This window comes from Tumebacillus algifaecis, from assembly GCF_002243515.1.
GTDB classification, from domain to species: Bacteria; Bacillota; Bacilli; order Tumebacillales; family Tumebacillaceae; genus Tumebacillus_A; species Tumebacillus_A algifaecis.
Window position 1 is genome coordinate 2,271,733 of the sequence record NZ_CP022657.1, and the last position, 23,458, is coordinate 2,295,190.

At 53.7% G+C, this 23,458-nt stretch carries 25 protein-coding genes; 24 read left to right on the forward strand and 1 reads right to left on the reverse strand.

Annotated elements, in window-relative coordinates; translation table 11 throughout:
- The first annotated feature begins 6 nt into the window (after window positions 1–6).
- The 6 genes from CIG75_RS10065 (at window position 7) to glnA (ending at window position 5,427) form a co-directional block, all read left to right on the forward strand.
- Window positions 7–558: an RNA polymerase sigma factor gene (locus CIG75_RS10065; RefSeq protein WP_094236547.1), complete on the forward strand. Its 552-nt coding sequence runs from the start codon at window positions 7–9 to the stop codon at window positions 556–558.
- Entirely contained in the window at window positions 555–1,337 is a 783-nt protein-coding gene (locus tag CIG75_RS10070) for a hypothetical protein (protein WP_094236548.1), read from the forward strand. The genes CIG75_RS10065 and CIG75_RS10070 overlap by 4 nt, the downstream gene beginning before the upstream one ends.
- 82 nt (window positions 1,338–1,419) lie before the next feature.
- Window positions 1,420–2,127, forward strand: coding sequence for an ATP-binding cassette domain-containing protein (locus CIG75_RS10075; protein WP_157729494.1), 708 nt, complete (start codon window positions 1,420–1,422; stop codon window positions 2,125–2,127).
- Between the two features lie 41 nt (window positions 2,128–2,168).
- Window positions 2,169–3,428 (forward strand): methionine gamma-lyase family protein, encoded by a 1,260-nt coding sequence (locus CIG75_RS10080; protein ID WP_265415082.1) that lies wholly within the window; start codon window positions 2,169–2,171, stop codon window positions 3,426–3,428.
- Window positions 3,429–3,610: 182 nt separating this feature from the next.
- Window positions 3,611–4,036, forward strand: coding sequence for a MerR family transcriptional regulator (locus tag CIG75_RS10085; protein ID WP_094236551.1), 426 nt, complete (start codon window positions 3,611–3,613; stop codon window positions 4,034–4,036).
- A gap of 56 nt (window positions 4,037–4,092) precedes the next feature.
- The gene (glnA, locus tag CIG75_RS10090; RefSeq protein ID WP_094236552.1) at window positions 4,093–5,427 is read left to right on the forward strand and encodes a type I glutamate--ammonia ligase; all 1,335 of its coding nucleotides are present in this window, start codon (window positions 4,093–4,095) and stop codon (window positions 5,425–5,427) included.
- A gap of 97 nt (window positions 5,428–5,524) precedes the next feature.
- Here the strand turns inward: glnA and lexA are convergent, their stop codons facing one another.
- A complete protein-coding gene (lexA, locus tag CIG75_RS10095) occupies window positions 5,525–6,148 on the reverse strand; it encodes a transcriptional repressor LexA (protein WP_094236553.1) in 624 nt (207 codons plus the stop codon).
- A gap of 239 nt (window positions 6,149–6,387) precedes the next feature.
- Here lexA and fabG point away from each other — a divergent pair, with 239 nt between their 5' ends.
- From fabG to CIG75_RS20710, 18 genes are all read left to right on the forward strand, one after another.
- Complete coding sequence (gene fabG / locus CIG75_RS10100; protein WP_094236554.1) at window positions 6,388–7,128, forward strand: 3-oxoacyl-ACP reductase FabG; 741 nt, start codon at window positions 6,388–6,390, stop codon at window positions 7,126–7,128.
- Window positions 7,128–8,627 carry a class I adenylate-forming enzyme family protein gene (locus tag CIG75_RS10105; RefSeq protein ID WP_094236555.1) on the forward strand — a complete coding sequence of 500 codons (1,500 nt, stop codon included), beginning with the start codon at window positions 7,128–7,130 and terminating at the stop codon, window positions 8,625–8,627. The genes fabG and CIG75_RS10105 overlap by 1 nt, the downstream gene beginning before the upstream one ends.
- A 130-nt stretch (window positions 8,628–8,757) precedes the next feature.
- Complete coding sequence (locus CIG75_RS10110) at window positions 8,758–12,015, forward strand: AfsR/SARP family transcriptional regulator (RefSeq protein ID WP_094236556.1); 3,258 nt, start codon at window positions 8,758–8,760, stop codon at window positions 12,013–12,015.
- A 29-nt stretch (window positions 12,016–12,044) separates the two neighbouring features.
- A complete protein-coding gene (locus CIG75_RS10115) occupies window positions 12,045–13,058 on the forward strand; it encodes a 3-oxoacyl-ACP synthase (protein ID WP_094236557.1) in 1,014 nt (337 codons plus the stop codon).
- Window positions 13,059–13,188: 130 nt separating this feature from the next.
- Window positions 13,189–13,788, forward strand: a complete 600-nt coding sequence (locus CIG75_RS10120) for a winged helix-turn-helix domain-containing protein (RefSeq protein ID WP_094236558.1) — start codon at window positions 13,189–13,191, stop codon at window positions 13,786–13,788.
- Window positions 13,785–14,018: a hypothetical protein gene (locus CIG75_RS10125; RefSeq protein WP_094236559.1), complete on the forward strand. Its 234-nt coding sequence runs from the start codon at window positions 13,785–13,787 to the stop codon at window positions 14,016–14,018. The genes CIG75_RS10120 and CIG75_RS10125 overlap by 4 nt, the downstream gene beginning before the upstream one ends.
- Before the next feature lie 73 nt (window positions 14,019–14,091).
- Window positions 14,092–14,673, forward strand: a complete 582-nt coding sequence (gene clpP, locus CIG75_RS10130; RefSeq protein WP_094236560.1) for an ATP-dependent Clp endopeptidase proteolytic subunit ClpP — start codon at window positions 14,092–14,094, stop codon at window positions 14,671–14,673.
- Window positions 14,674–14,883: 210 nt separating this feature from the next.
- The gene (locus CIG75_RS10135) at window positions 14,884–16,092 is read left to right on the forward strand and encodes a substrate-binding domain-containing protein (protein WP_094236561.1); all 1,209 of its coding nucleotides are present in this window, start codon (window positions 14,884–14,886) and stop codon (window positions 16,090–16,092) included.
- Window positions 16,093–16,142: 50 nt separating this feature from the next.
- A complete protein-coding gene (locus tag CIG75_RS10140) occupies window positions 16,143–16,916 on the forward strand; it encodes an ABC transporter ATP-binding protein (RefSeq protein WP_094236562.1) in 774 nt (257 codons plus the stop codon).
- A complete protein-coding gene (locus CIG75_RS10145) occupies window positions 16,894–17,619 on the forward strand; it encodes an ABC transporter ATP-binding protein (protein ID WP_094236563.1) in 726 nt (241 codons plus the stop codon). The genes CIG75_RS10140 and CIG75_RS10145 overlap by 23 nt, the downstream gene beginning before the upstream one ends.
- A 4-nt stretch (window positions 17,620–17,623) precedes the next feature.
- Window positions 17,624–18,484: a branched-chain amino acid ABC transporter permease gene (locus CIG75_RS10150; RefSeq protein WP_094236564.1), complete on the forward strand. Its 861-nt coding sequence runs from the start codon at window positions 17,624–17,626 to the stop codon at window positions 18,482–18,484.
- Between the two features lie 5 nt (window positions 18,485–18,489).
- Window positions 18,490–19,443: a branched-chain amino acid ABC transporter permease gene (locus CIG75_RS10155; RefSeq protein WP_094236565.1), complete on the forward strand. Its 954-nt coding sequence runs from the start codon at window positions 18,490–18,492 to the stop codon at window positions 19,441–19,443.
- A gap of 12 nt (window positions 19,444–19,455) precedes the next feature.
- Entirely contained in the window at window positions 19,456–20,223 is a 768-nt protein-coding gene (locus CIG75_RS10160; protein WP_094236566.1) for an alpha/beta fold hydrolase, read from the forward strand.
- A gap of 124 nt (window positions 20,224–20,347) precedes the next feature.
- Entirely contained in the window at window positions 20,348–21,322 is a 975-nt protein-coding gene (locus CIG75_RS10165) for an extracellular catalytic domain type 1 short-chain-length polyhydroxyalkanoate depolymerase (protein WP_227874193.1), read from the forward strand.
- Window positions 21,323–21,478: 156 nt separating this feature from the next.
- A complete protein-coding gene (locus CIG75_RS20705) occupies window positions 21,479–21,646 on the forward strand; it encodes a hypothetical protein (RefSeq protein ID WP_157729495.1) in 168 nt (55 codons plus the stop codon).
- A gap of 118 nt (window positions 21,647–21,764) precedes the next feature.
- Window positions 21,765–22,262 carry a helix-turn-helix transcriptional regulator gene (locus tag CIG75_RS10170; RefSeq protein ID WP_094236567.1) on the forward strand — a complete coding sequence of 166 codons (498 nt, stop codon included), beginning with the start codon at window positions 21,765–21,767 and terminating at the stop codon, window positions 22,260–22,262.
- Between the two features lie 92 nt (window positions 22,263–22,354).
- Complete coding sequence (locus CIG75_RS10175; RefSeq protein WP_157729496.1) at window positions 22,355–22,897, forward strand: GNAT family N-acetyltransferase; 543 nt, start codon at window positions 22,355–22,357, stop codon at window positions 22,895–22,897.
- A 344-nt stretch (window positions 22,898–23,241) separates the two neighbouring features.
- Window positions 23,242–23,403 carry a hypothetical protein gene (locus CIG75_RS20710; protein WP_157729497.1) on the forward strand — a complete coding sequence of 54 codons (162 nt, stop codon included), beginning with the start codon at window positions 23,242–23,244 and terminating at the stop codon, window positions 23,401–23,403.
- Window positions 23,404–23,458 lie beyond the last annotated feature (55 nt).

Consider the following 23,458-nt stretch of genomic DNA (forward strand, 5'->3'; position numbering starts at 1 on the left):
CATATCGTGCAGGATGAGGAATCGATGCGGCAGTTGGCGGTGGGCAACGATGCGGCGATGGATTCGATCATTTTTCGCCACCACAAGCCGCTGTTTGGCTATTTGTATCGCATGACGCTCGATGAGAAAGTGGCCGAAGATCTGGTGCAGGATACGTTTGTCGCGATCTATCAGCAGGGTCAGCGGGGCTTTGTGCCCGATCGCTTCAAGCCGTGGCTGTACAAGATTGCGACGAACACCTGTCGAGATTATTGGAAGAAAGCGTCAACGCGGCGGGAACTGCCGATCGAAACACAAGAGGCGTCGCCAGCGTCAGTTACGAATTTGATCGACAGGCAAGTGGAGCGCCAATGGATGATCGATTCGCTCAATCGCTTACCGATCGCCTATCGTACCGTGTTGTATCTGCGCTTTTATCAGGACATGAAACACAGCGAGATCGCCGCCGCGCTTGAATTGCCTGTGAATACTGTAAAAACGCAGGTCGTGCGCGGGTTGCAAAAGTTAGAGAGCATTTTAAAGGAAGCTGAGTCGGAGCGGGAGGTGATGAGCAGATGAAGGAACGATTTCCGGTTTTTGATGCGTCTGAGGAGTTGGAAGAATGGAGCGACGAGGAAGTTGAGCGTTTGGAGCAGGAGTGGAGCGGACGCTTGGAGCGCTTTACGGCGCCGACCCCTTCGATTGAATCGACCTTGCAATTGATCGCAAACGTCAAACGGAGCGAAACGCACCAACCGACCGACCATCGTGCTGAATTGGAGTCCTATCAGCAAGCGCAACCGCTTGTTCGCAAGCTGTTCGACCTGCTCGCTGCACAGTGGAACGTGTATGGCAGCCGAGGGTGGATCGGCACCGCCGTGCTGATGATCGGGGCAACCGTGCTGTCCGCAACCCGGGCGCGAAGTGACCTCCCAATGCATGCGCTGTTGGAATGGCTGACCTATGTCACCTTGATCACGATCGCTGTGGTCGCCTACGCATTCTGGCCGAAAAATGAGGGCATGAGCATTTTGGAGAAATTGAGCGCGTACACGTTGATGCAGCAGTTGAGCGCACGCTTTGTGCTGGTGGTCGGCTTTCAGATGATCGCCGCTGTTCCTCTGTCCTGGATGATCGGGGGGACGCCGCATCGCTTGGCGGGTTGCTGCTGTCATGGGCAGTGCCGATGTTCCTTTTTGGAGCGGTCTGCTTTGTACTCTCCAACTGGGTGTCTACGCAGGCGGCGCTCGGTTTCTGCTTGGCCTTGTGGACGGCTCAGGTGCTCTTTCACGCCAAGCTCAAATATTTCAATCTGTTTTCCGCGCCAGGGGAGCCGTATTTTCTTCCATCCCGACTGACAGCGCTCGGTATTAGCCTGTTGTTGTTCGGACTGTTCTATCTCTGGAAACGACGGGCGGTGCAAACCGCTTGAGCATGAGGGTGACAGTGAAAGATGTCGGGTATCAGCAAGGTCCGCTGACGATCTTGAAAAACATCGAGTATACATTTTCCAGCGGACTGACCTATGTGATCGGCCGAAATGGAGCCGGGAAGAGTTCGCTGTTGAAACTGCTGACGACAGGGGTCGTGCCAAGTTCAGGTGAGCTACTGTATACGCAACTGGTCAAACACCCTCAGCAAGGGACGTATCGCAGGTTGCTGTCGATCGAAGAGGTGCGCCGCGTGACCAGTTATCTGCCCCAGGAGTTCACAGGTTACCCGGAGATGACGGTGGCGCAGTTTTTAACCAACGCTGCGATTCACAAAGGCATTCCACGCGCGCGAGTCAAAGCGCGCGTGGAAGAGATGATCGCTGGAGCGCGTTTGACCGAGCAGAGCAGGCGAAAGCTGAGCAAGCTTTCTGGCGGCGAGTTGCAAAAAGTAGGTCTGGTGCAAGCCATGATCCATTATCCAAGGCTTTGCATCTTGGACGAGCCGTTTGAAGGGCTCGATCTGCAAGAGACGTTGTACTTTCGTCAGCAGTTGCAAAAGCTGTCCTACCATGCGGTCGTGATCGTGAGCACCCATCAGATCGAGCAGATTGATCCGCTGGGAGATGAGCAGGTGGTGGTGATCAAGGAAGGACAGATCGGTGAGAGCGGTGCGGTGCAACGGATCGGCGATTTACAGCGATTTTTTATGGTATAGTGGAAAGTATGTTTCATAGATGGGAGAGACGTATTTTGTCCTTGCTACAACTTTTACAGAATCCGACTTGGGTGCAACTGACCGCCAAGATTGAACAGAAATTGGCTGCGCAGTTTCGCCTGATCGACGAAACGGTCGTCTATAACCAGGCCAAACTGTTGCAAGCGTTCCAAGAGGAACAGGTGAGTGATTTTCATTTTGCTTCTTCGACCGGGTATGGTCACAACGACGCAGGCCGTGAAACATTGGAACGCGTCTATGCCAAGGCGTTTGGCGCAGAATCTGCGCTGGTGCGACCTCATATCGTTTCGGGAACGCATGCGATCGCGCTGGCGCTATACGGTGTCCTGCGTCCAGGTGATGAACTGCTGTACATCACAGGTAAACCGTACGATACGCTCGAAGAAGTGATCGGCGTGCGCGGTGAAGATGGGGAAGGGTCGTTGAAGGAGTTCGGTGTTTCCTTCGACTCCGTGCCGCTTTTGGACGGCAAAGTCGATTTTGACCTTGTAGCCAACAAGATCAAGTCGAACACGAAGATGATCGGCATTCAGCGCTCGGCTGGCTATTCGTGGCGCTCCTCGTTTTCGGTGGAACAGATCGGTGAGATGGTGCGCTTTGTCAAGAAGATCAAGCCGGATGTGATCGTCTTTGTCGATAACTGCTATGGCGAGTTCACCGAGCGTCAAGAGCCGACCGAAGTGGGCGTCGATCTGATCGTCGGTTCGTTGATCAAAAATCCGGGCGGTGGTCTCGCACATAGCGGTGGTTATGTGGCGGGGCGTGCCGATTTGGTACACCGTGCCGCGTGCCGCTTGACCGCACCGGGCATCGGGGCGGAGCAAGGGGCGATGCTCGGCACGAATCGCACGCTGTTCCAAGGCTTCTTCCTCGCCCCGAACGTTGTGGGGGAGGCGCTGAAAGGGGCGGTATTTGCTGCTGGGCTGTTTGAGGAGCTCGGGCTGATCACACATCCCGCTTCAACGGCGCCGCGCACCGACATCATCCAAGCGGTACAGCTTGGGTCGCGGGAGAGACTCATTTCATTTTGTCAGTCGATCCAGGCGGCAGCACCTGTCGATTCCCATGTCCAGCCGGTACCTTGGGCGATGCCTGGATACGCTGACGAAGTGATCATGGCAGCGGGTGCGTTTATTCAAGGCTCATCGATCGAGCTGTCGGCTGACGGTCCAATCCGTGAACCGTTTATCGGCTACCTCCAAGGTGGCTTAACGTACGCCCACGCCAAAGTAGCCGTGTTATCGGCAGTGGCTGGTCTGAAAGAAAAAGGCTTGTTGTAAAAAGCTGACATAGGAAGTGGATGAAAAGACCATGTTATGGGGGAGGGGCCTCCCTTTCCGACATGGTCTTTTGTCTGTTGCCAGGATCTCAAAAATTTTCATGTCAACTTTCCTTACATGCATTGACACCTATACCTGACACGACATATAATAAGGCTATCAAAGGAGAGGCGTTGATGTGAATGAACGACGAAATCAGACGCAATCTCGCCCTATTCCCGATTGGCATCGTCCAGAAGCTGACCGACCTGACCGCCCGACAGATCCGCTACTATGAACAGCACAGTTTGGTCCGGCCAGCACGTACAGATGGAAATCAGCGATTGTTTTCCTTCAATGACGTGGAACGCTTGCTTGAGATCAAGCGGCTGATCGACCAAGGGCTGAACATTGCCGGGATCAAGACGGTGCTTGGACCTGCCAAGACCGCTTCCGATCTGTTGCCTGCTACGCCAAAAGAACAGGTGCAGCAGATCGCACAGGATGTGAAACGAGATCTATCAGATCGTGAACTGCGCGACATGTTGAAAAAGGAAATGCTGCGCCGTCCGGCGATGCCGGGTAACAACCCGTTCAACGCTGGCGACCTATCGCGGTTTTTCCATTAAATAAACATAGAGCATTCATCCCGCATGAGGATGGAGCCTGAGGAGGAGAACCAGAAATGAGCTACACAGTAGAAGACATCAAACGCATGGCCAAAGAAGAGAATGTGCGTTACATCCGACTGCAATTTACCGATTTGCTCGGCGTGATCAAGAACGTCGAAATCCCGGTCTCCCAGCTTGAGAAAGCGTTGGATAACAAGATGATGTTCGATGGCTCCTCAATTGATGGCTTTGTTCGCATCGAAGAGTCCGATATGTACCTCTACCCGGATCTCAACACCTGGCTGATCTTTCCGTGGGAAACGGAAAAAGGTTACAAAGTTGCTCGCCTGATCTGCGACATCTACATGCCGGACGGCACGCCGTTCCAAGGCGACCCGCGTTCCACGCTCAAGCGCGCGCTGGAAGATGCAAAAGCGCTGGGCTTTGATACGATGAACGTCGGTCCGGAGCCGGAATTCTTCCTCTTCAAGCTCGACGGTCAAGGGAATATCACCACCGAGGTTAACGACCAAGGCGGTTACTTCGACCTCGCACCGGTGGATCTCGGTGAAAACTGCCGCCGTGAAATCGTGCTGACGCTCGAAGAGATGGGCTTTGAGATCGAAGCCTCTCACCATGAAGTTGCAGTCGGTCAGCATGAGATCGACTTCAAATATACGGATGCTGTCACCGCGGCTGACAACATCATGACCTTCAAACTGGTAGTCAAAACGATCGCCCGCAAACATGGCCTGCATGCGACCTTCATGCCGAAGCCGATCTTTGGTATCAACGGCTCGGGGATGCATTGCCACCTGTCGTTGTTCCAAGGGAACACCAATTCCTTCTACGATGAAAGCGATGAACTCGGTTTGTCCGAAACTGCGAAACACTTCTTGGCCGGGGTGTTGTTGCATGCGCGCGGTTTTGCAGCGATCACCAACCCGACGGTCAACTCCTACAAGCGACTCGTTCCGGGCTATGAAGCGCCGTGCTACATCGCATGGTCTGCAAAAAACCGCTCGCCGCTCGTTCGCATCCCGGCATCCCGCGGTCTGTCCACTCGGATTGAAGTCCGCAACCCCGACCCGGCGTGCAACCCGTACCTCGTACTGGCAGCGCTGTTGCAAGCAGGTCTGGATGGCATTCGTCGCGATCTGCCGCTGGCCGATCCGGTCAACCGCAACATCTATGTCATGAACGAAGAAGAGCGTTTGGAAAATGGCATCCACTCCTTGCCGGCTTCGCTGAAAGAGGCGATCGACGAACTGCTGGCTGACGAAATCATGGTCGGCGCTCTTGGCGAACATGTCGTCACACATTTTGTCGAAGCGAAGCAAATCGAATGGGATATGTTCCGCACAACCGTCACCGAATGGGAGCGCAACCAATACTTGACCATGTACTAAGAAGTAAAAAACCTGCCCTTGTGGGCAGGTTTTTTTGATTGTGTTGGATGATCGACAAATAAAAAAACCGCCCAAAGCGGGCGGAAGGATAGTAGGTTTACATAATTCCGCGAAACACGCCGACCACTTTGCCGAGGATCGTGACGTTGCGGTAGTGCATCGCTTCCATGGTCGGGTTCTCCGGCTGTAAGCGGATATGATCAGCTTCGCGGTAGAAGCGCTTGACGGTCGCTTCATCGTCCTCCGTCATGGCGACGACAATTTCACCGTTGTGTGCGGTAGCTTGCTGGCGGACGATGACGAGGTCGCCGTCGTAGATCCCTGCATCGATCATCGATTCACCGACGACGTTCAGGAGGAATACATTGCTGTCACCAACAAAGCGAGTTGGCAACGGGAAGTAGTCTTCCACGTTTTCGATCGCGGTGATCGGCAAGCCTGCCGTTACACGGCCAACGATCGGGGCCATCACGGTCGAATATTCAAAACGGGAGTCGGTCGCTTGGTCCTCGTCAAGCACCTCGATGGCGCGTGGCTTGGTCGGGTCACGGCGGATCAGGCCCTTCTGCTCCAAGCGGGCGAGGTGACCGTGCACGGTGGAACTGGAGGCCAGTCCGACCGCTTCACCGATTTCACGAACCGATGGGGGATACCCTTTGTCTTTGACTTCTCTTTTGATAAACTCCATGATTTCCTGTTGCCGCTTGGACAGCTTGATCATTGCAAGAAACACTCCTCAACTACATGGTATGAGCACTATATGATGATGGGAAAATATGTTCGCCAATTCATTGTTGATGAAATTATACCACAGGTTGGTAGCGGATACAAACGTAAGTTCTTATTTTGCTCACCCTTGGCTGAGTTTTGACCCTTGCAACTGCCCTGTAACAATGCGTGGTATAATTTTCATTAACAGAACGTGTCATTAGAACGTGTACATGATGGAGGGATCGATCAATGCGGTTACAGGACAAATCAGCGATCATCACAGGCGGAGCAAACGGGATCGGCAAGGAGACAGCACTCTTGTTCGCGCAACAGGGGGCAAAGCTGATCATCGCCGATTTTGATGAAGCAAACGGATTGGCTGTCGTTAAAGAGCTGCGCGGACTTGGCGCAGAGGCTCATTTTATAAAAGCGGACGTGTCGTCGTCCCATGATGCGGAGCAGGTCGTAGCGGCTGCTGTTGAACATTTTGGCCGTGTGGACATTCTCGTCAACAATGCTGGCATCACCCGCGACGGTTTTTTGGTCAAACTGGAGCAAGCGCAGTGGGATCAGGTGATCGCGATCAATCTGACTGGCGTTTTTCTTTGCACCCAAGCGGCTGCTAAAGTGATGATGGCACAAGGTAGCGGGGTCATCCTCAATGCGGCCTCGGTCGTCGCTCAGTACGGCAATGTCGGTCAGACCAACTACTCTGCAACCAAGGCAGGGGTGGTCGGCATGACCAAGACGTGGGCCAAAGAACTCGGTCCGAAAGGCGTGCGCGTCAACGCGGTCGCACCGGGCTTTGTCACCACCAACATGACCGATAAGGTTCCGGATAAAGTGCTTGATGTGATGAAGCAACAGACCCCTTTGCGCCGCCTCGGTCAGCCGCGCGACATCGCGAATGCCTATCTGTTCCTGGCCTCCGATGAAGCGAGCTTTATTAACGGCGCGGTGCTTGCTGTCGATGGAGGCTTGAGCTTCTGATGGGGACGGCGCGGTTTCCATGGCTGGAAGGCCGCGCCCGTCTCACTCCCGCCAAGACGGCGGTGGTCGAGGCGGGTACGGGCCTGCGCCTCACCTATGCGGAGTTGCACCTTCGTGTGAACCGACTGGCCAGTTGGATGCAACAACAGGGTATCGGGCCTGGTGACCGGATTGCGCTGTTGGCTCCCAACTCAGCCTCCTATCTCGAACTGCTGTTTGCGGCAGGCAAGACGGGCGCTGTCTTCGTCCCGCTCAACTACCGCTTTTCACATGCGGAACTGACCTATGTGCTGGCAGATTGTACGCCGAAGTTGCTGGTCTGCTATGATCGCTTTGCAGCAGCGGGGGAGAGGCTGAGCGGCTTGGTGCCGCTGATTCTGGCACAGGATGAATACCAGACGGTGGTCGAACAGGGGGCACAGACGTATCGACCGACAGAAGTGGATGCGGAAGCGGCGTGGGCGATCATCTATACAGGTGGCACGACAGGTCAAGCAAAAGGAGTCGTGCTGTCACATCGAGCGGTGCTTTGGAACTCGATCAATACGGTGGCGTCTTGGGGCTTGACCGAGCAAGAAGTGACTCCGGTCTACCTGCCGATGTTTCACACAGGCGGGCTGAATGCGCTGCTGATGCCAGTGTTATACATGGGCGGCACGGCGGTGATCGGTGACCAGTTTGATCCACCTACGGTGCTTCAAGTGTTGGAAAGCGAAAGGTGCACGATCGCGCTGTTCGTCCCGACCATGCACCACATGTTGATAGAATCTACCGAATTTTCGGATTATAAGTCCGCGACGATGCATACGTTTCTCTCAGGCGGTGCGCCTTGTCCGCTCCACATCTATGAGGCGTACCGGGCGAAAGGTTTGCAATTCAAAGAAGGCTACGGGTTGACCGAAGCGGGCCCGAACAATTTTTACATCCATCCTGATCTCGCCCAAGTAAAAATCGGCAGTGTCGGCTTGCCGATGTTGCACAACGAGGTGCGGCTGGTCGATGGTTTGGGACAAGATGTAGCTCCAGGGGAAACGGGTGAGCTATTGATTCGAGGGCAGCACGTGTTCTCCGGTTATTGGAACAACCAACAAGCTACGGACGAAGCGTTGCAAGACGGCTGGTTGCACACGGGCGATCTCGGACGGCGCGATGCGGACGGGTATCATTATATCGTCGGCCGCAAGAAGGAAATGATCATCACAGGCGGGGAAAATGTGTACCCTTTGGAAATCGAACACATTCTTGCTGCGCATCCGGCTGTCAAGGAAGTGGTGGTCATCGGTGTCCCGCATCCCAAATGGGGAGAGGTCGTGACGGCGGTGATCGTCTTGCAGGGCGGTACCACCTTAACTGCAGACGAACTCAAATTGTACGGTACGGAACACTTGGCTCGGTATAAAGTGCCGAAGTCGTATGTCTTCCTCGATCAACTGCCGATGACGCCAGTTGGAAAAATCGATAAAAAGCAACTGACTGCGCTTTGCTTTGCAACTGCATAACGAAGGAAGAGGATGCACCTGTGCGCAGGTGCATTTTTTCTGCGGCAGGGATTGTCAGTTCGGGACACGAAATAGGTCTGGGGATTTAGTTAAGAAAATTCAGGAAGTATTTGCACGAAGGAGGACGCTTATGAATTCACAGCCGCTAATGCTTACTACCAAATTGGTGCCGCCTCGTGTCAAAATTCAATGTTTGCGCAGGAAACGGTTGGACGAGCTGTTGATTCAAGTGGCCGATTATCCGGTGACGCTGGTGCAAGCTGATGCCGGATACGGCAAGAGCACGGCGCTGGTGGCTCATCTGTGTTCACAGTTTGACCACATCGCTTGGTACTCGGTGGAAGCAGGGGAGCGCGATGCCTTTCTGTTTCTGAATTATCTGATTCATGCCCTCAAAGCGATTCAGCCGCAGATTGGCGAACGCTCGCTGCGATTATTAGAAGATGCTGAACTCTCGCATGCGGTGCTGCAACCTTGTCTGACGTTGCTGATCAACGATCTTGCCGAATTTGCTCCGGACCCGACGGTGCTCGTGCTTGACGATCTGCATACGGTGGCGGGAGTTCCCGAGATCGCGACGGTGCTCGATCTTTTGATTCGTTATCTGCCTGCCCATCTCCATCTGGTGATCGGTAGCCGCAGAATGCTGGAGATCGATGCGATCAAGCGCTTGCAGGCTACCTATGACCTGCTCTTGATCGGAAAAAAAGAGCTGACCTTTTCGACAAGCGAGATCGCGGCGCTGTTTGAAGAAGAATATGGCATCGTGTTGGACCCTGAGCAGGTCTGCGAAATTCAGGAGCAGACAGAAGGCTGGATCATCGCGTTGCAAATGATCTGGAAAGGGTTGGAGCGAGGCATGGGACTGCCCGAACTTTGGCAGACTCAGCCAGAAGCGGGACGAGCCTTGCTCACCTATCTGGCCGAAGAAGTATTTGACCGTCAGCCGCCAGAAGTGCAGGTGTTTTTGGAGCGCACTTGCATTCTGCAGACGATGGAACCGGACGTTTGCAATCTGCTGCTTGGGCGGGTCAACTCGGCGGAGATGCTCCGGCAATTGGAGCGCTCCGGTCTGTTCGTGACCGAAGCCGGGTCTGGTCATTATCGCTATCATCGGCTGTTTCAAAAATTTTTAGAAACGCACGCCGTGAAAAAGCTCGAGCGATCGGAGTGGACAGACCTTCAGGAGATGGCCGCTGCCCTCTATGAAGGGCGCGGTGATCTGCAAATGGCGATGGCACATTATTCGGCTGCCGACAAAATGCAAGCGGTCGTGCGGCTTCTGCTGATGCACGGGGAAGAGTTGCTGGCAAATGGCCGATTGGAGCTGATGAAAGGTTGGATCGACAAACTGCCCGGTGCTGTGCTCGAACAATATCCGAAACTGCTGTTTTGGCGAGGCGAAGTCGATCGCGCCCTGTCCCGTTTTCACGAGGCGGAACATTGGTACACGCTGGCGGAGGGTGGCTATATCCAAAAAGGAGATGCGCTAGGTCGCAGCTATGTCTATCGCGGGCAGGCACAAGTGTTTCTCGATACGATCCAGCCAGTCAAAGCGAACTATTGGTTGCAAAAAGCGGTCCAGATCCTCGGCGACGACTACCCGGCTGAAACGTTTCAAACCCTGCGGCTACTGGCTGAGAACCACACCAACTCCGGGCAGTTACGGGAGGCGCAAGAGATGATTCAGCGCGCCGACGCGTTGATGCCAGAACAGGTGCGCGATGAGTTGGACGTGCGTCTGCACCTGCGGACCGGTCGCCTGAAGTCTGCGCGGCAGATGACGCTTGCGATCATCGAAAAAGAGTGGCGAGACGCATCGAACGGACAGCACCGCGTCGCCAAATCGCACCGGGAGATGCATTTGTTGCTGTCGCTGATCGATGCGTTCCTCGGCGAAGCGGACTCCTCGCGCTGGCACGCCGAACAGGGAATCGCGATCGGGCAAAAATTGCAGTCGCCATTTGTGGAAGCGGTAGGCTTTATGCGGCTCGGTCATGCGATGGTGCTAGCCGGACGGTTGGAAGAGGCGCAGACTTGCTACCACCGCTCTGTGCGGATGAGCGAAGAACTCTGTGTGGAGCGCGGTAAAGTTGAAGGACTGATGGGACTTTGCATCACCACAGGACTGCTCGGTGAACTTGAATTGGCGGAAACATATGCGCGAACAGGGCTGGAGCTGGCGTTGCACGTCCATGATCTGTGGTGTGCCAACCTGTTGCGTCTGGCGCAGGGGTCGGTGCTTACCGCATGGGGGTACTGCGAGGAAGCGCTGCCCTGGCTATTGGAGGCGGAAGCGGGGTTTGCAGCGTGCGGTGATCAGTATTGCCTTGCTGGCGTCCGGCTATGGCTGTCGATGCTGTATTTGCGATTGGAAAACAAAGCGGAATTCAGACAACAGGTGACCGAGCTGTTACATAGCGTGGAAACGCACGGATTTTACGATCTCTTTATCAGACGAACGCTGTTTGGCCCGAGCGACCTGCAGATGACCGTGCCGTTTTTGATTGAAGCACGGGATGCATTGGGCTTGGAAGGCGCGGAAAAAGTATTGCGAATGATGGGTTGCAAAGGCGCAGAAAAACACCCGGGGTATACGCTGCGCATCTCGACCCTAGGCAAATTTGTCGTCGTGCGGGGCTTGGAGGAAGTGGCCCGCAAAGAGTGGAAGCGCGAAAAGTCACGCCAGTTGTTTCAACTGCTGGTCACCCGACATGGGCAGTTGGTACAGCGCGACGAACTCTATGAACTGCTGTGGCCGGAGATGGATGAGAAGACGGCGAACCGTGATTTTAAAGTAGCGATGAATGCGCTTACGCATGCGATTGAACCAAAACGGGAGGCCCGCTCGAACTGCTTCTTCATTGAAAGGCTGGACACGGCCTATCGTTTAGACCCGGAAGCGGCGGTGTGGATCGATGCCATTGAGTTTGAAAAGCTGGCCGAGAGCGGGTTGCAGTCTGCATCGGTAGACCCAATGCGGGCGGTTGGACAATTGGAAGCGGCGCTGTTGTTATATAAAGGGGATTTTCTTCAGGATCAGCCCTATTTGGAATGGTGTTCGGCGGAGCGGGAGCGGCTGCGCACGATGTATCTGCGAGCGTTGGAGGCATTGGCGCGCCTCTATCAGGAGCGCGGGGCTTATCAGGATGCGACCGTCTGCTGTGAGCGAATCTTACAAAGTGATGCGAGTTGGGAGGCGGCTTATCAAATTTTGATGATCTGCTACCATCAGTTGGGCAATCGGAGCATGGTCATCTCGTCTTACAAAAGCTGTGTGACGCAGTTGTCCGACCATCTCGGACTGACGCCGATGGCGGAGACGACCAAACTCTATCAGCGGCTGGTGCGCGGGGCGGGTAACTCTGCTGTAACTTCTATGCTCTAAAGTAGAGGATAGAGGAGGCAGAGCGAACGATGAATACCCCTTCGATCGGCATTGTCAGCATCGGCACCTATCTGCCGAAGACGTATGAAACTAGCGAAGAGATTGCAAAAAAGAGCGGGATACCGCAGGAAATTATCGAAAGCAAGCTCGGATTTTCACAGAAGCCAATTCCGGGCCCTGATGACCACACCTGCCAGATGGGCATCTGGGCGGCTGAGCAGGCTTTAGAAAAGGGCGGCGTGGATCGGTTGACGATCGACCTCGTGATCTATATCGGAGAAGAGCATAAAGAGTATCCGCTGTGGACGGCAGGGATCAAACTGCAGGAGGCGATCGGCGCTGTCAATGCGTTCGCGTTCGACATGCAGCAGCGGTGTGGGACGATGGTGATGGCGCTCAAAGTGGCCAAGGATATGATGATCGCAGACCCGGAGATCAACACGGTATTGCTGGCGGGCGGTTACCGCAATTCCGATTTTATCGACTACAGCAACCCGCGCACCCGCTTTATGTACAACCTCGGTGCCGGAGGAGCGGCAGTGATCTTGAAAAAAGGGCATCCACACAATCTGGTGCTCGGCAGTCACATCATCACCGACGGCTCGTTTTCGGAAGATGTGGCGGTGGTCGCGGGCGGTACCAAACATCCGATCACAGCCGAAGCGATTGAGCAGCGCTTGAACTATCTCGATGTGATGGACCCCGTGGGGATGAAAGCCCGGCTGGAACAAAAGTCGATGGACAATTTTTTGAAGGTCATTCATCGCTCGCTTGCGAAAAGTGGGTATACGGCGCAAGACCTCGACTATTTGGCGATTTTGCATATGAAACGTTCGGCCCATCGCTATGTGCTAGCAGAGCTGGGACTTGCAGAAGAGCAATCGTACTACCTCTCCGAATATGGTCATATCGGCCAGTGTGACCAGATTTTGTCACTTGAACTTGGGCTTGCATCCGGAAGGTTGAAGCCAGGTGATGTGACCGTGCTGGTCAGCGCCGGAATCGGCTACGCGTGGGATGCCTGCACGGTGCGTTGGGGCTAACGAAACAGGTCAATAAAGGGTGTGCTGATGCCAGCATACCCTTTTTGAGTTGTATCATTTTGACAAATGATGCATAACGTACTAATATATTTTTACGAAGCACAAAGTTTTTGAGGAGGTGAGGAATGCGGTGGAGCATGAAATCCAGGAGACCTGTTATGTGGAATCGCCGGAGCAAGCGACCGCGTTGCTCAACCCGATCCGTGCAGAAATCTTGTCAAAGCTCACCGAGCCGGCCTCGGCCACCGAAGTGGCGCGCATGATCAATGAAACGCCACAGCGGGTAAACTACCATCTCAAGGCGTTGGAAAAAGTCGGGTTGGCCCGACGGATCGGCACCCGACAAGTGCGCAATCTCGTTGAGGTGCTGTACCAATCGATCGCCCGCACGTTTGTCATCTCCGAACTGCTCGGTTGGCATCCGGAGACGGTGCAGCGCATCAAGGATCAAAGCTCGCTGTCGCACCTGATCTCGACCTCCGATCGGATCAAGCGCGATGCGCTGATGCTGATGGATCATAGCGAGCAGTCGGAACAGATTCCGAGTGCAACGCTCACGATGAAGGTGCAGTTGGAGTCGGAAGAGCGGCGCAAACAATTCGTTCAGGACTATGTGCAGGCCGTTCAAGCGTTGGTGGCCAACTACCAGTCGTCGAACGCCGACGATGATACGTACAACGTGATTTTGGCGATCTATCCTGAATGTGGGCAAGGAGGCGATTCCAAATGAGCGAGAGACAAGTGCAAGTCAAGTCGGTCGTGGTCTGGGAAGCGGCGCCACAACAGAAGGAGCCTGCTGAACGAGTGCTACCGTTCCCTACGTCCGTTCCTGAAACGCAGGAGACGACGATGGTGGAATGGTCGGTCGGCGGCACCCCGCAACTGCCGGTACGGCTGATCGGTGTAACTTCTGGCTTTGGCGATGTTTCCAAGGCATCTCCACGCTGCTTGGCAGCATAAACATGGTGATTCTCGTGGCAACCCGCTTGCCGTTTCACACCCATCATAGGCTTATAAAGGGAGGTACTTTTTCATGAATTTGATTCCTTACGTCGTTGAACAAACCAGCATGGGCGAACGCTCGTACGATATTTACTCACGGATGCTGAAAGACCGCATCATCTTCCTTGGCACCGCGATTGATGACAATGTGGCCAACTCGATCATCGCCCAACTGCTGTTCTTGGCTGCTGACGATCCGGACAAAGACATTCATCTCTACATCAATTCGCCCGGCGGCTCGACTACGGCCGGGATGGCGATCTATGATACGATGCAATACATCAAGCCGGACGTCTCGACCATCTGCCTGGGCATGGCAGCGTCCATGGGCGCGGTGTTGCTGTCCGCAGGGGCAGACGGTAAACGCATCGCACTGCCGAACGCTGAGATCATGATCCATCAGCCGTCCGGTGGAGCACAAGGGCAGGCGAGCGATATGGAGATTCAGCTTGAGCGGTTGTTGCACACCAAACGAACGCTGACCAGAGTGCTGGCCGAACGATCCGGTAAAGCGTATGAGGAAGTGCTGGCCGACATGGAGCGCGATCACTGGTTGTCCGCTGAGGAAGCGAAAGACTACGGTTTGATCGACAAAGTCATCGAGAAACTGTAAGGATACGATAGACAGATCAAAACACCGCGAGCAGATGCGCGCGGTGTTTTTTTTGTGCCATTCATCTCGAACCGCACATCGCTGTTCACGACTGTTCCAATTTTGATCGTGTAACGTGATCGTTTACCCCGATAACGATTTGTAACTGTTGTGTAACGCCTTCGCGATAGAATATTGACAACTTTTCGAATAATACGAGGGGGTTCCACCATGCAAAGAAAGAGATGGCAAAAGCTCGGGCTGGTCTCGGTGCTTTCTGTGTCCATGTTGTTGACCGCTTGCAGTACAAAGGAAACTGGGGGCGAAAACAAAGAGCCGATCAAGATCGGGGTTGTCACTTCGAAATCGGGTGCTTTGGAAGCGTATGGCACACAGGAGATCAATGGTCTGAAGCTGGGCATTCAATATGCGACCGATGGCAAAAACGAAGTCAATGGCCGTACGATTGAAATTTTGGTCGAGGACGATGCAGGAAAGCCGGATGAAGGTATTAAAAAGGCGCGCAAACTGCTGGAGGAAGAGAATGTCGATTTCCTGCAAGGTTCGGCCAACTCAGCGGTCGCGCTGGCGATTGCGCCGCTTGCTGAGGAGTATAAGAAGATTTTCATCGTCGATCCGGCGGCCACCGACGAGATCACCGGCAAGAATTTCAATAAATACATCTTCCGCACAGGCCGCAACCTGTCCCAAGATGCGGCGACCGGCGGGAAATATGCGGTCGAAAAGATGGGCAAGACGTTCTTCCATCTGGCACCCGACTATGTGTTTGGCAAGTCGAGCGCGGCCGCTTGGAAAGCGGCGATTGAAAAATCGGGCGGAAAAGTGATCCAGGAAGAATTTGCACCGCTGACCACACAAGATTTCACACCGTACCTGCAAAAAGCCGTTCAATCCGGCGCAGACGTGATGATCGTCACGTGGGCTGGTGCGGGTGGCGCGACCTTGTTTAAACAGATCAACGAATTGAAGATCGCTGAGAAGATGAAGATCACCACCGGGATCCCGGACATCGCGGGCATCAAAGCGATGGGCGATGCAGCAGAAGGTCTGTCCGGCATGACCGCTTACTACTACGGCCTGTCCAAAACGAAGGAAAACGAATGGTTGGTCGCCGAGCATCAAAAGCAGTATAACGCACCGCCGGATCTGTTCACCGCAGGCGGTTTTACAGCGGGCGTCGCCATCGTTGAGGCGATTAAGAAAGCGGATTCAACCGATGCAGATAAACTGATTTCAGCTTTGGAAGGACTGACTGTCAAAGGTGCGAAAGGCGATTATACCTTCCGCAAAGAGGATCATCAGGCCCTGCAGCCGATGTATATCGTCAAATTGGAGAAGCAGGCTGGTTCCGACCACCTTGTTCCCGTACTGGTCCAAGAGTTGAGCGGAGCAGATACGGCTCCGCCGATCCAGAACTAATACAGAAGCGCCCTGCCAAAGAGCAGGGCTCTTTCTCACGGAGGTGGCGTATGGCAGAGCATGTGCTTACGACAAAAGGGCTGACGATCCAATTTGGCGGTCATGTGGCGGTAAACGATGTGGATTTTACATTGGAGCCCCATACTTTCAAATCGATCATCGGGCCGAACGGGGCAGGCAAGACCACATTTTTCAACCTGATCAGCGGACAGTTGAAGCCGACGCGCGGTGAGGTGTTTTTTAAAGGAAACGACTTGACGGGCAGTTCTGTGGCGCAGCGTGCCCGCATGGGGATCGGGCGTTCGTTTCAGATCACCAACGTGTTGCCAAGCCTCACCGTGCTCGAAAATGTCCGCATGGCGGCACAGGCGGTGAGCGGAGTCAGCTTCCGGCTGTTTTCTCATTATCGCAAATTCACCCAATTGGAAGAAAAATCGTTCGAGTTGTTAAAACGTGTGCATCTGGACAGCCAAGCGGACAAACTGGCTAAAAATTTGTCGCACGGGGACAAGCGGAAACTGGAAATTGCCATCTTGCTGGCATTAGAGCCAGAACTGCTGTTGCTCGATGAGCCGACCGCCGGGATGTCGCTCGAGGAAGTTCCGGCGATCATCGAGGTGATTCGCGAGCTGAAAGAATCGGGCGATCAGACGATCTTGCTGATCGAACATAAGATCGACATGGTGCTCGACCTGTCCGACCGACTCGCCGTACTTTTCAATGGCAAACTGCTTGCTGATGGCACGCCAGAAGAGATCATGAACAACGAATTGGTGCAGTCCGCTTATCTGGGAGGGCTCTATGACGACACTATTAAAAGTTGAAGGCTTGCAGACCTATATCGGGCAGTATCACATCCTCCAAGGTGTCGATCTCGATGTAAAAGCGGGCGGGGTCACCGTCATCCTCGGACGCAACGGGGCGGGCAAGACGACGACGCTGCGCACGATCATGGGACTGACCCCGCCGAAAAGCGGCAAGGTCGTGTTTCAAGGCGAGGAGATTCAAGGGTTGGCCCCGCATCTCACCGCTGTCAAAGGCATCGGATACGTGCCGGAAGATCAAGGTATTTTCGCCGATCTGACCGTCGAAGAGAACATGAAGCTGGCGATCCGCCACAAGGATGATGCGACGATGGAGCGGCAAGAAGTCGTCTTGAAACTATTTCCCGACCTTGAGATCGCTTGGAAGCGTAAAGGCGGCAACCTTTCTGGCGGGCAGAAACAGATGCTCTCGATTGCGCGGGCCTTTGTGAATGATAACAAACTTCTCTTGATCGATGAACCGAGCAAGGGACTGGCTCCGATCGTGGTCGAGAAAGTGATGGAAGCCCTGCTGGAGTTGAAAAAGCGCACGACGATCGTGCTGGTCGAACAGAATTTCATTATGGCAAGCGGTGTCGGTGACGATGTGTTCCTGCTCGATGATGGACGTACCGTCTATCAAGGCACGATGCAGGAGCTCAAAGTGGACGAAGAGATCAAACAGAAGTATCTCGGCATCGGCTTGCGGTCGGAAAGGAGGTAGGGCAGTGTCTCTCATCTTGAATTTGTTGTTAAACGGCGTTGCGCTCGGCATGCTGATCTTCCTGATTGCAGTCGGTCTGTCCTTGATCTTTGGGTTGATGGGCGTGCTAAACTTCGCACACGGGGCGATTTTTATCTGGGGGGCTTACATCGGCTGGACGGTGTACGGTGCGACCGGAAGTTTCATCTTGGCACTGCTCGCCGGAACGATCGGCGGCGTCGTGCTTGGCTGGGTGATCGAGCGATTGTTCATCCGTCCTTTCTATGGCAATCATGTCGCTCAAATCTTGCTGACGCTAGGCTTGATGATCGTGATGAGCGAGGGGCTCAAGATCATCTGGGGCCCGAATATTTTGGGATTTGACAAACCGGAACTGCTCCAAGGGGTGGTTACGATCTTGGATCATGCCTTTCCGATCTACCGCTTCTTTACGATCGGGGTGGGACTGCTCGTCCTGCTCGGCGTTCATCTGTTGCTTACGCGCACCAAGTATGGTCTGATCATTCGCGCAGGTGTGCAAAACCCGGAGATGGTGCAGGCGCTTGGCATTGACGTCAAGCGGGCGTTCACGATGGTCTTCGCCTTTGGTGCGGGGTTAGCCGCATTCGGCGGCGTGATGGCCGGTCCTTCTTTCGGTTCTGTCTTTCCAGAGCTCGGCATGCAAAACCAATTGGCCGCGTTTATCGTTATCGTCATCGGCGGGATCGGCAATTTTGCCGGAGCGGCCATCGGCAGTTTGTTGATCGGCTTGTTGCAGACGTTTATGGCCTATTACGTGCCGGATGCGGCCGTGGCGGTCAACGTGGCATTGATGGCGCTGGTCTTGATTTTGAAACCTGAAGGAATTTTTGGGGCGCGGAGGTGAGCCGGATGAGAGCGCGAATCTTGAACAATAAGCTGTTGCTGACTGTCATTTTAGCTGGACTCGCCGTGCTACCTGTTGTCACCGAGTCCAAATTTTTGCTGTCGATGTTGATCTCTGTGTTCATTTTGGCCGTGTATGCGATGAGCTATGACCTGCTGCTCGGCTACACGGGGATCGTTTCGTTTGGTCATGCGATCTTCTTTGGGACAGGAGCCTATTCGGTCGGCATTTTGCTGTCAAAGACAAAAGAGCCCAACCTGTTGATCGTCGCCCTGCTGCTCGGCGTAGCGATTGCAGTGCTGATGGGCATCTTGATCGGTGCGGTGTCGCTTCGGGTGAAAGATGTCTATTTTTCGATGATCACACTGGCTTTGGCCGAGTTGTTTTTTATCGTTTCCGAAAAATGGAGCAGTTTGACGGGCGGCAACGATGGAATCACCTCCATTCCGGTGCCAGCTATCTTCCGCGATCGGATTGCGTTTTACTATATGGCGCTGCTCTTTTTGGTCGTGATGTACCTGTTCTTGCGACGGGTGGTCGCATCTCCGCTGGGACGAACTTTGCAGGCGATCCGCGAAAACGAACATCGCGTGGAGTCGCTCGGCTATGATGTTGTGAAATACAAGATCGTCTCGCTTGTGATCTCCGGCATGGTCGCGTCGCTCGCTGGCGGGATGTGGGCGGTGTTTCAACGCTACATCAATACGTCGGTGCTGAGCCTTGACCGCACGATCGACGCGCTGTTGATGACGATCGTTGGGGGGACTGGGACGCTGGTCGGGGCGATTTTTGGAGCGGGCGTCGTCACATTTGCTCACGAATGGCTTTCGTCACTTTCGACGATACATCCGATCTTTGAGCGCTGGTTGTTGTTCTTTGGATTGGTCTATATCGCGATTGTCATGTTCTTCCCCAAAGGGATCATTGGCACGATCCGCGACAGATGGATGAAAAAGTAGGAGGGGCGTTTCATGCCGCATATGAAGGTTCACGGGATTGATCTGTACTATGAGCAAGCGGGTACAGGAAGCAAAGTGGTGTTATTGATTCATGGCAACATCGCCTCAAGTCGTTGGTGGGATCATATGTTCGCGCCGTTGGCGGAGCGCTATACGGTGCTTCGCGCCGATCTGCGCGGCTGTGGACAGAGCAGTGGAGACGGCGGTGTAGGCAACAACGTACAACAGTACAGCGCCGATCTGCGCGAGCTACTACAGGCGCTCGGACATGAGCGGGTGGTGCTGGTCGGCCATTCGCTCGGCGGAGCTGTGGCGATGGATATCGCTTGCCATGCACCAGATCTGGTCGAGGGGATGTTGTTGATCAACTCCTCACCGATCGTAGGACTGGTTACACCGGAAGAGCGCAAACCGTTGCTTGAACAGATGGGACGTGACCGCAATTTAATGAAGATGGCGCTGGCAGCCGTCATGCCGACTGCTGCGAGCGGTGAGTTTTTTGAAAAGCTGGTCGATGATGCGATGATCGCGGCCCCGACGATGGTGCCGAACTACACGTCGCTTGGCGAGGCCGATTATCGGGAGCCATTGGCCAAGCAAGCGGTTCGCACCCTGATCGTCTATGGACAGCTTGACAATCTGATCACGCAAGACATGATGGAGCGAACGCGCGATGGAATCGCGGGCAGTGAACTGGTGTTCTATGAAGGGGTCGGTCACTCACCAAACGTGGAAGCTCCCGAGAAGTTGGTGCAAGAGATCATCCGCTTTATCGGCTAAATAATCGGAACGAAAAGGCTCAGGGCAGCGATCCCTGGGCCTTTTTGTTGTAACTGTATTGCAACGTCTGCTTGGTAAGATTATTAAGAACATTATGTCAATTTAAAGGGAGGTAGTAGCCAAGATGAACAAAATGGTGAAACGGCTTGCGATGATCGTGCTGACGCTGTTGGTCATGATCGCGTATGTGCCAGTTTCGGAGGCGGCAGGAACTTTTACGGAGTCTTACTATGGCAGTAACTTCTTCTACAAGGTGTACGTGCCAAGCAATTATGTGGCGGGGACAAAAGTACCGCTGATGGTGATGCTGCACGGATGTTTGCAAAATCCGAACGATTTTGCAGCTGGGACGCGAATGAATGCGCTTGCAGAGGAGAAAAAGTTTATCGTGCTCTATCCGGAGATGAACATCTTTGCCAATCCGAACCGCTGTTGGAATTGGTTCTATGACTACAACCAACACCGGGGGCTCGGGGAGCCCGCGATCATCAAAGGGATGGTCGATCAAGTGAAAGCGAAGTACAGCGTCGACAACGCTCGCGTGTACGTGGCTGGTTTGTCCGCAGGTGCGGGCATGAGCGTGATCATGGGCGCCACTTACCCGGACGTGTTCAGCGGAGTAGGCGTGAGCGCGGGAGTGGAGTACAACGCGGCAAACACCGCATTCGGCGGGATTTCCGCGATGTCGTACGGAGGCATCGATCCGCGGACGGCCGGATGGAACGCCTATTACGAGATGGGCAGCTACAAGCGCCGCATGCCAGTGGTCGTCTTTCAAGGCACAAGCGATACGATCGTCAATCCGATCAACGCCTCGCAAGTGATCGCACAATGGGCCAAGACCAACGATCTTGTAGATGACGGCCTTGAGAATGATTCGGTCAAAAACGTTGCCGGATTGACCACAGCGGGCAGCGTGAACGGCAGAAGTTACACCAAGTATGTGTACCACGATAAGTATGGGTCTTCGCTGCTCGAATATTGGAAGGTGAACGGAATGGCGCACGCCTGGTCGGGCGGTTCGACAGCCGGAACCTATACCGATCCAGCGGGGCCGGATGCGTCGCGCATCATGTGGGACTTCTTCACCACCCACTAGATGTGCTACACTGGTGTTGAGGTGAGCAGGATGATTACGATCGACATCAGTGAAAGTGCTGCAGAGCGCATCAGAGAAATGCAAGGCGAAGCGGGGAAAGATGATCATGGCGTCCGCATCTACGTCATGCCCGGCTGAGGCGGTCCAACCTATAACTTGGCTCTGGATGAGCCAAACGCACGCGACACTCGCGTCGAAGAAGCAGGCATCCTGTTCTTGTTCGGTGCGAAGACATCATCGTTGATTCAAGACCTAGTGATCGATTATGACGATGAGGATGGCTTTTCCATCTACGATGAGAGCATTCCCTCTTCCCAATGCTGATTCAATCCCCCTGTGCAGGAAACAGGGGGATTTTTACATTGAGTTGTCAATGATTTGACAAATGAAATAGCTTTGTGTAGTGTAAAATTACACAAAAATGACAAGGTGGGCGGGCGATGTGGATAGGGTGAACGAGCAGGGTTTCAGCCGCGAAATATTCGACAAGATGGTATCAGACAAGCTGAGACTGATTCGAGCCGAACTTGATCTGACCCAGGATAAGATGTCCGAGACGATCGGCATCTCGAAGAAGACGTTGGTGCAAGTGGAAAAAGGCAGACAGACGCTCGGATTCACGGCGTCCGCCCTGACCGCAGTATTGTTTCGCAAAAGCGAGATCGTGGAGTCGATGTTCGGGGATTCCGTATTGGAAATCCTTGATCTGATCGCCGGCAAACGCCAGTCCAAAGGGTGGTACAAAACGATGGGCGGCAAAGTGTGGTGGACAGAGCTTGAGCGGACGGACCACTTCTCTCTGCAAAAACATGTGCTCACCGGACACTGCCGGATCATCGATGATGACAAGTTTTTACACTACTACAGCATGGATTTAGCCGAAGCACAAAAACGCTTGCAGGAGTTAGAACAAGCTGACACTGAACAACAAGGCCTCTGAATGAGAGGTCTTTTTTGGTTGTAGGCCTGTTATTCCGGTTACATACCCATTGGGAAATTGAGAATTTTGGCGTAGGGAATGGAGGGCAGGATGTGTCTGACATCAAAATCGAGCTGATCACGGAAGCAGATTATCGAGAAGTGCTTGAATTTGAATTGAATAACAGGGAGTTCCTGCGGCAGACCGTGCCGGGACGAGATGATGATCAATTTTATCAGCCGCAGAACTTGCGCTCATTTTATGAATCACAGCTCGTAGCCATCGAGCAGGGGGAGAGTTTCTTCTATCTGATCCGCAATCGGATAGGCGAGTTGGCCGGACGCTGTCACCTGTACGACCTGATGCGAGGGGCACGGCAAAAAGCGGAGATCGGCTGTCATTTAAGTCATCAGCACAGTAGACAGGGAATCGCGAGCAAGGCGCTACACCTGCTCGTGCGCGAAGCATTTGATACGCACGGACTGCATCGAATCGAAGCGTCTACCATCACGAGCAACATACCCGCGCAAATGGCGGTGTTGCGCTTAGGATTTCAGTATTATGGCATGTCGGAAGCCTACATTTTGCTCAACAAAGAGTGGCGGGACTGCGTTCATTTTGCGATCGTGAATCGGGAGTGGAAAGCCAAGCGATAGGGAGGAGCCAACGGGGGCTTCCTCTTTTTCATCGAAAATGTTTGCGCGGAGAGCCGAGCTTCATACCTGATGCTGGCTTAAAGAAGAATAGGGCCAGAAAATTTAAATACATCGTGTAACATATCGCAGGCAAGGATCGTCTATAATATTGAGTCTGTTCGGCAAGTTGCGAGAAAAATGAAGCGCGTGGAGACGAATTTCGATCGAAATTTGTCGAAAATTCAGACAAGCATAAACCATCATATATCAGGGCAAAAGCCTCGAACGATATAACAGCAACGTGAATACAATTGATTTTATGGGTCGTGCTTGTTTACATAGGACGAGGAAGGAGGCGTTCGAGAGTGACAGATGCAATGTGGTTTGTGAGTATGGCGATGCCTAAGCTCGATCAAGTAGAAAAATATGTCGGCATTCTGGAAGCTCTCGGTTACGAAACCGATCAGCCGGAAGCTGTCTATGACGGATGGGTTGTCAAATGGCGCCCGAGAAGTGAGAGCGCGTAAAAGCGTAAGAGCCCATGATTGGGCTCTTTTCTTGTTTATTCGGAAAATTTATTCA

Bases quoted from the DNA above. Each gene is read 5' to 3' on its own strand.
- CIG75_RS10115 (WP_094236557.1), top strand. From the start codon at position 12,045: ATGAATACCCCTTCGATCGGCATTGTCAGCATCGGCACCTATCTGCCG.
- CIG75_RS10155 (WP_094236565.1), top strand. From the start codon at position 18,490: ATGAGAGCGCGAATCTTGAACAATAAGCTGTTGCTGACTGTCATTTTA.
- lexA (WP_094236553.1), bottom strand. From the start codon at position 6,148: ATGATCAAGCTGTCCAAGCGGCAACAGGAAATCATGGAGTTTATCAAA.
- CIG75_RS10135 (WP_094236561.1), top strand. From the start codon at position 14,884: ATGCAAAGAAAGAGATGGCAAAAGCTCGGGCTGGTCTCGGTGCTTTCT.
- CIG75_RS10070 (WP_094236548.1), top strand. From the start codon at position 555: ATGAAGGAACGATTTCCGGTTTTTGATGCGTCTGAGGAGTTGGAAGAA.
- CIG75_RS10125 (WP_094236559.1), top strand. From the start codon at position 13,785: ATGAGCGAGAGACAAGTGCAAGTCAAGTCGGTCGTGGTCTGGGAAGCG.
- CIG75_RS10085 (WP_094236551.1), top strand. From the start codon at position 3,611: ATGAACGACGAAATCAGACGCAATCTCGCCCTATTCCCGATTGGCATC.
- CIG75_RS10160 (WP_094236566.1), top strand. From the start codon at position 19,456: ATGCCGCATATGAAGGTTCACGGGATTGATCTGTACTATGAGCAAGCG.
- clpP (WP_094236560.1), top strand. From the start codon at position 14,092: ATGAATTTGATTCCTTACGTCGTTGAACAAACCAGCATGGGCGAACGC.
- fabG (WP_094236554.1), top strand. From the start codon at position 6,388: ATGCGGTTACAGGACAAATCAGCGATCATCACAGGCGGAGCAAACGGG.
- CIG75_RS10165 (WP_227874193.1), top strand. From the start codon at position 20,348: ATGAACAAAATGGTGAAACGGCTTGCGATGATCGTGCTGACGCTGTTG.
- CIG75_RS10145 (WP_094236563.1), top strand. From the start codon at position 16,894: ATGACGACACTATTAAAAGTTGAAGGCTTGCAGACCTATATCGGGCAG.
- CIG75_RS10140 (WP_094236562.1), top strand. From the start codon at position 16,143: ATGGCAGAGCATGTGCTTACGACAAAAGGGCTGACGATCCAATTTGGC.
- glnA (WP_094236552.1), top strand. From the start codon at position 4,093: ATGAGCTACACAGTAGAAGACATCAAACGCATGGCCAAAGAAGAGAAT.
- CIG75_RS10110 (WP_094236556.1), top strand. From the start codon at position 8,758: ATGAATTCACAGCCGCTAATGCTTACTACCAAATTGGTGCCGCCTCGT.
- CIG75_RS10105 (WP_094236555.1), top strand. From the start codon at position 7,128: ATGGGGACGGCGCGGTTTCCATGGCTGGAAGGCCGCGCCCGTCTCACT.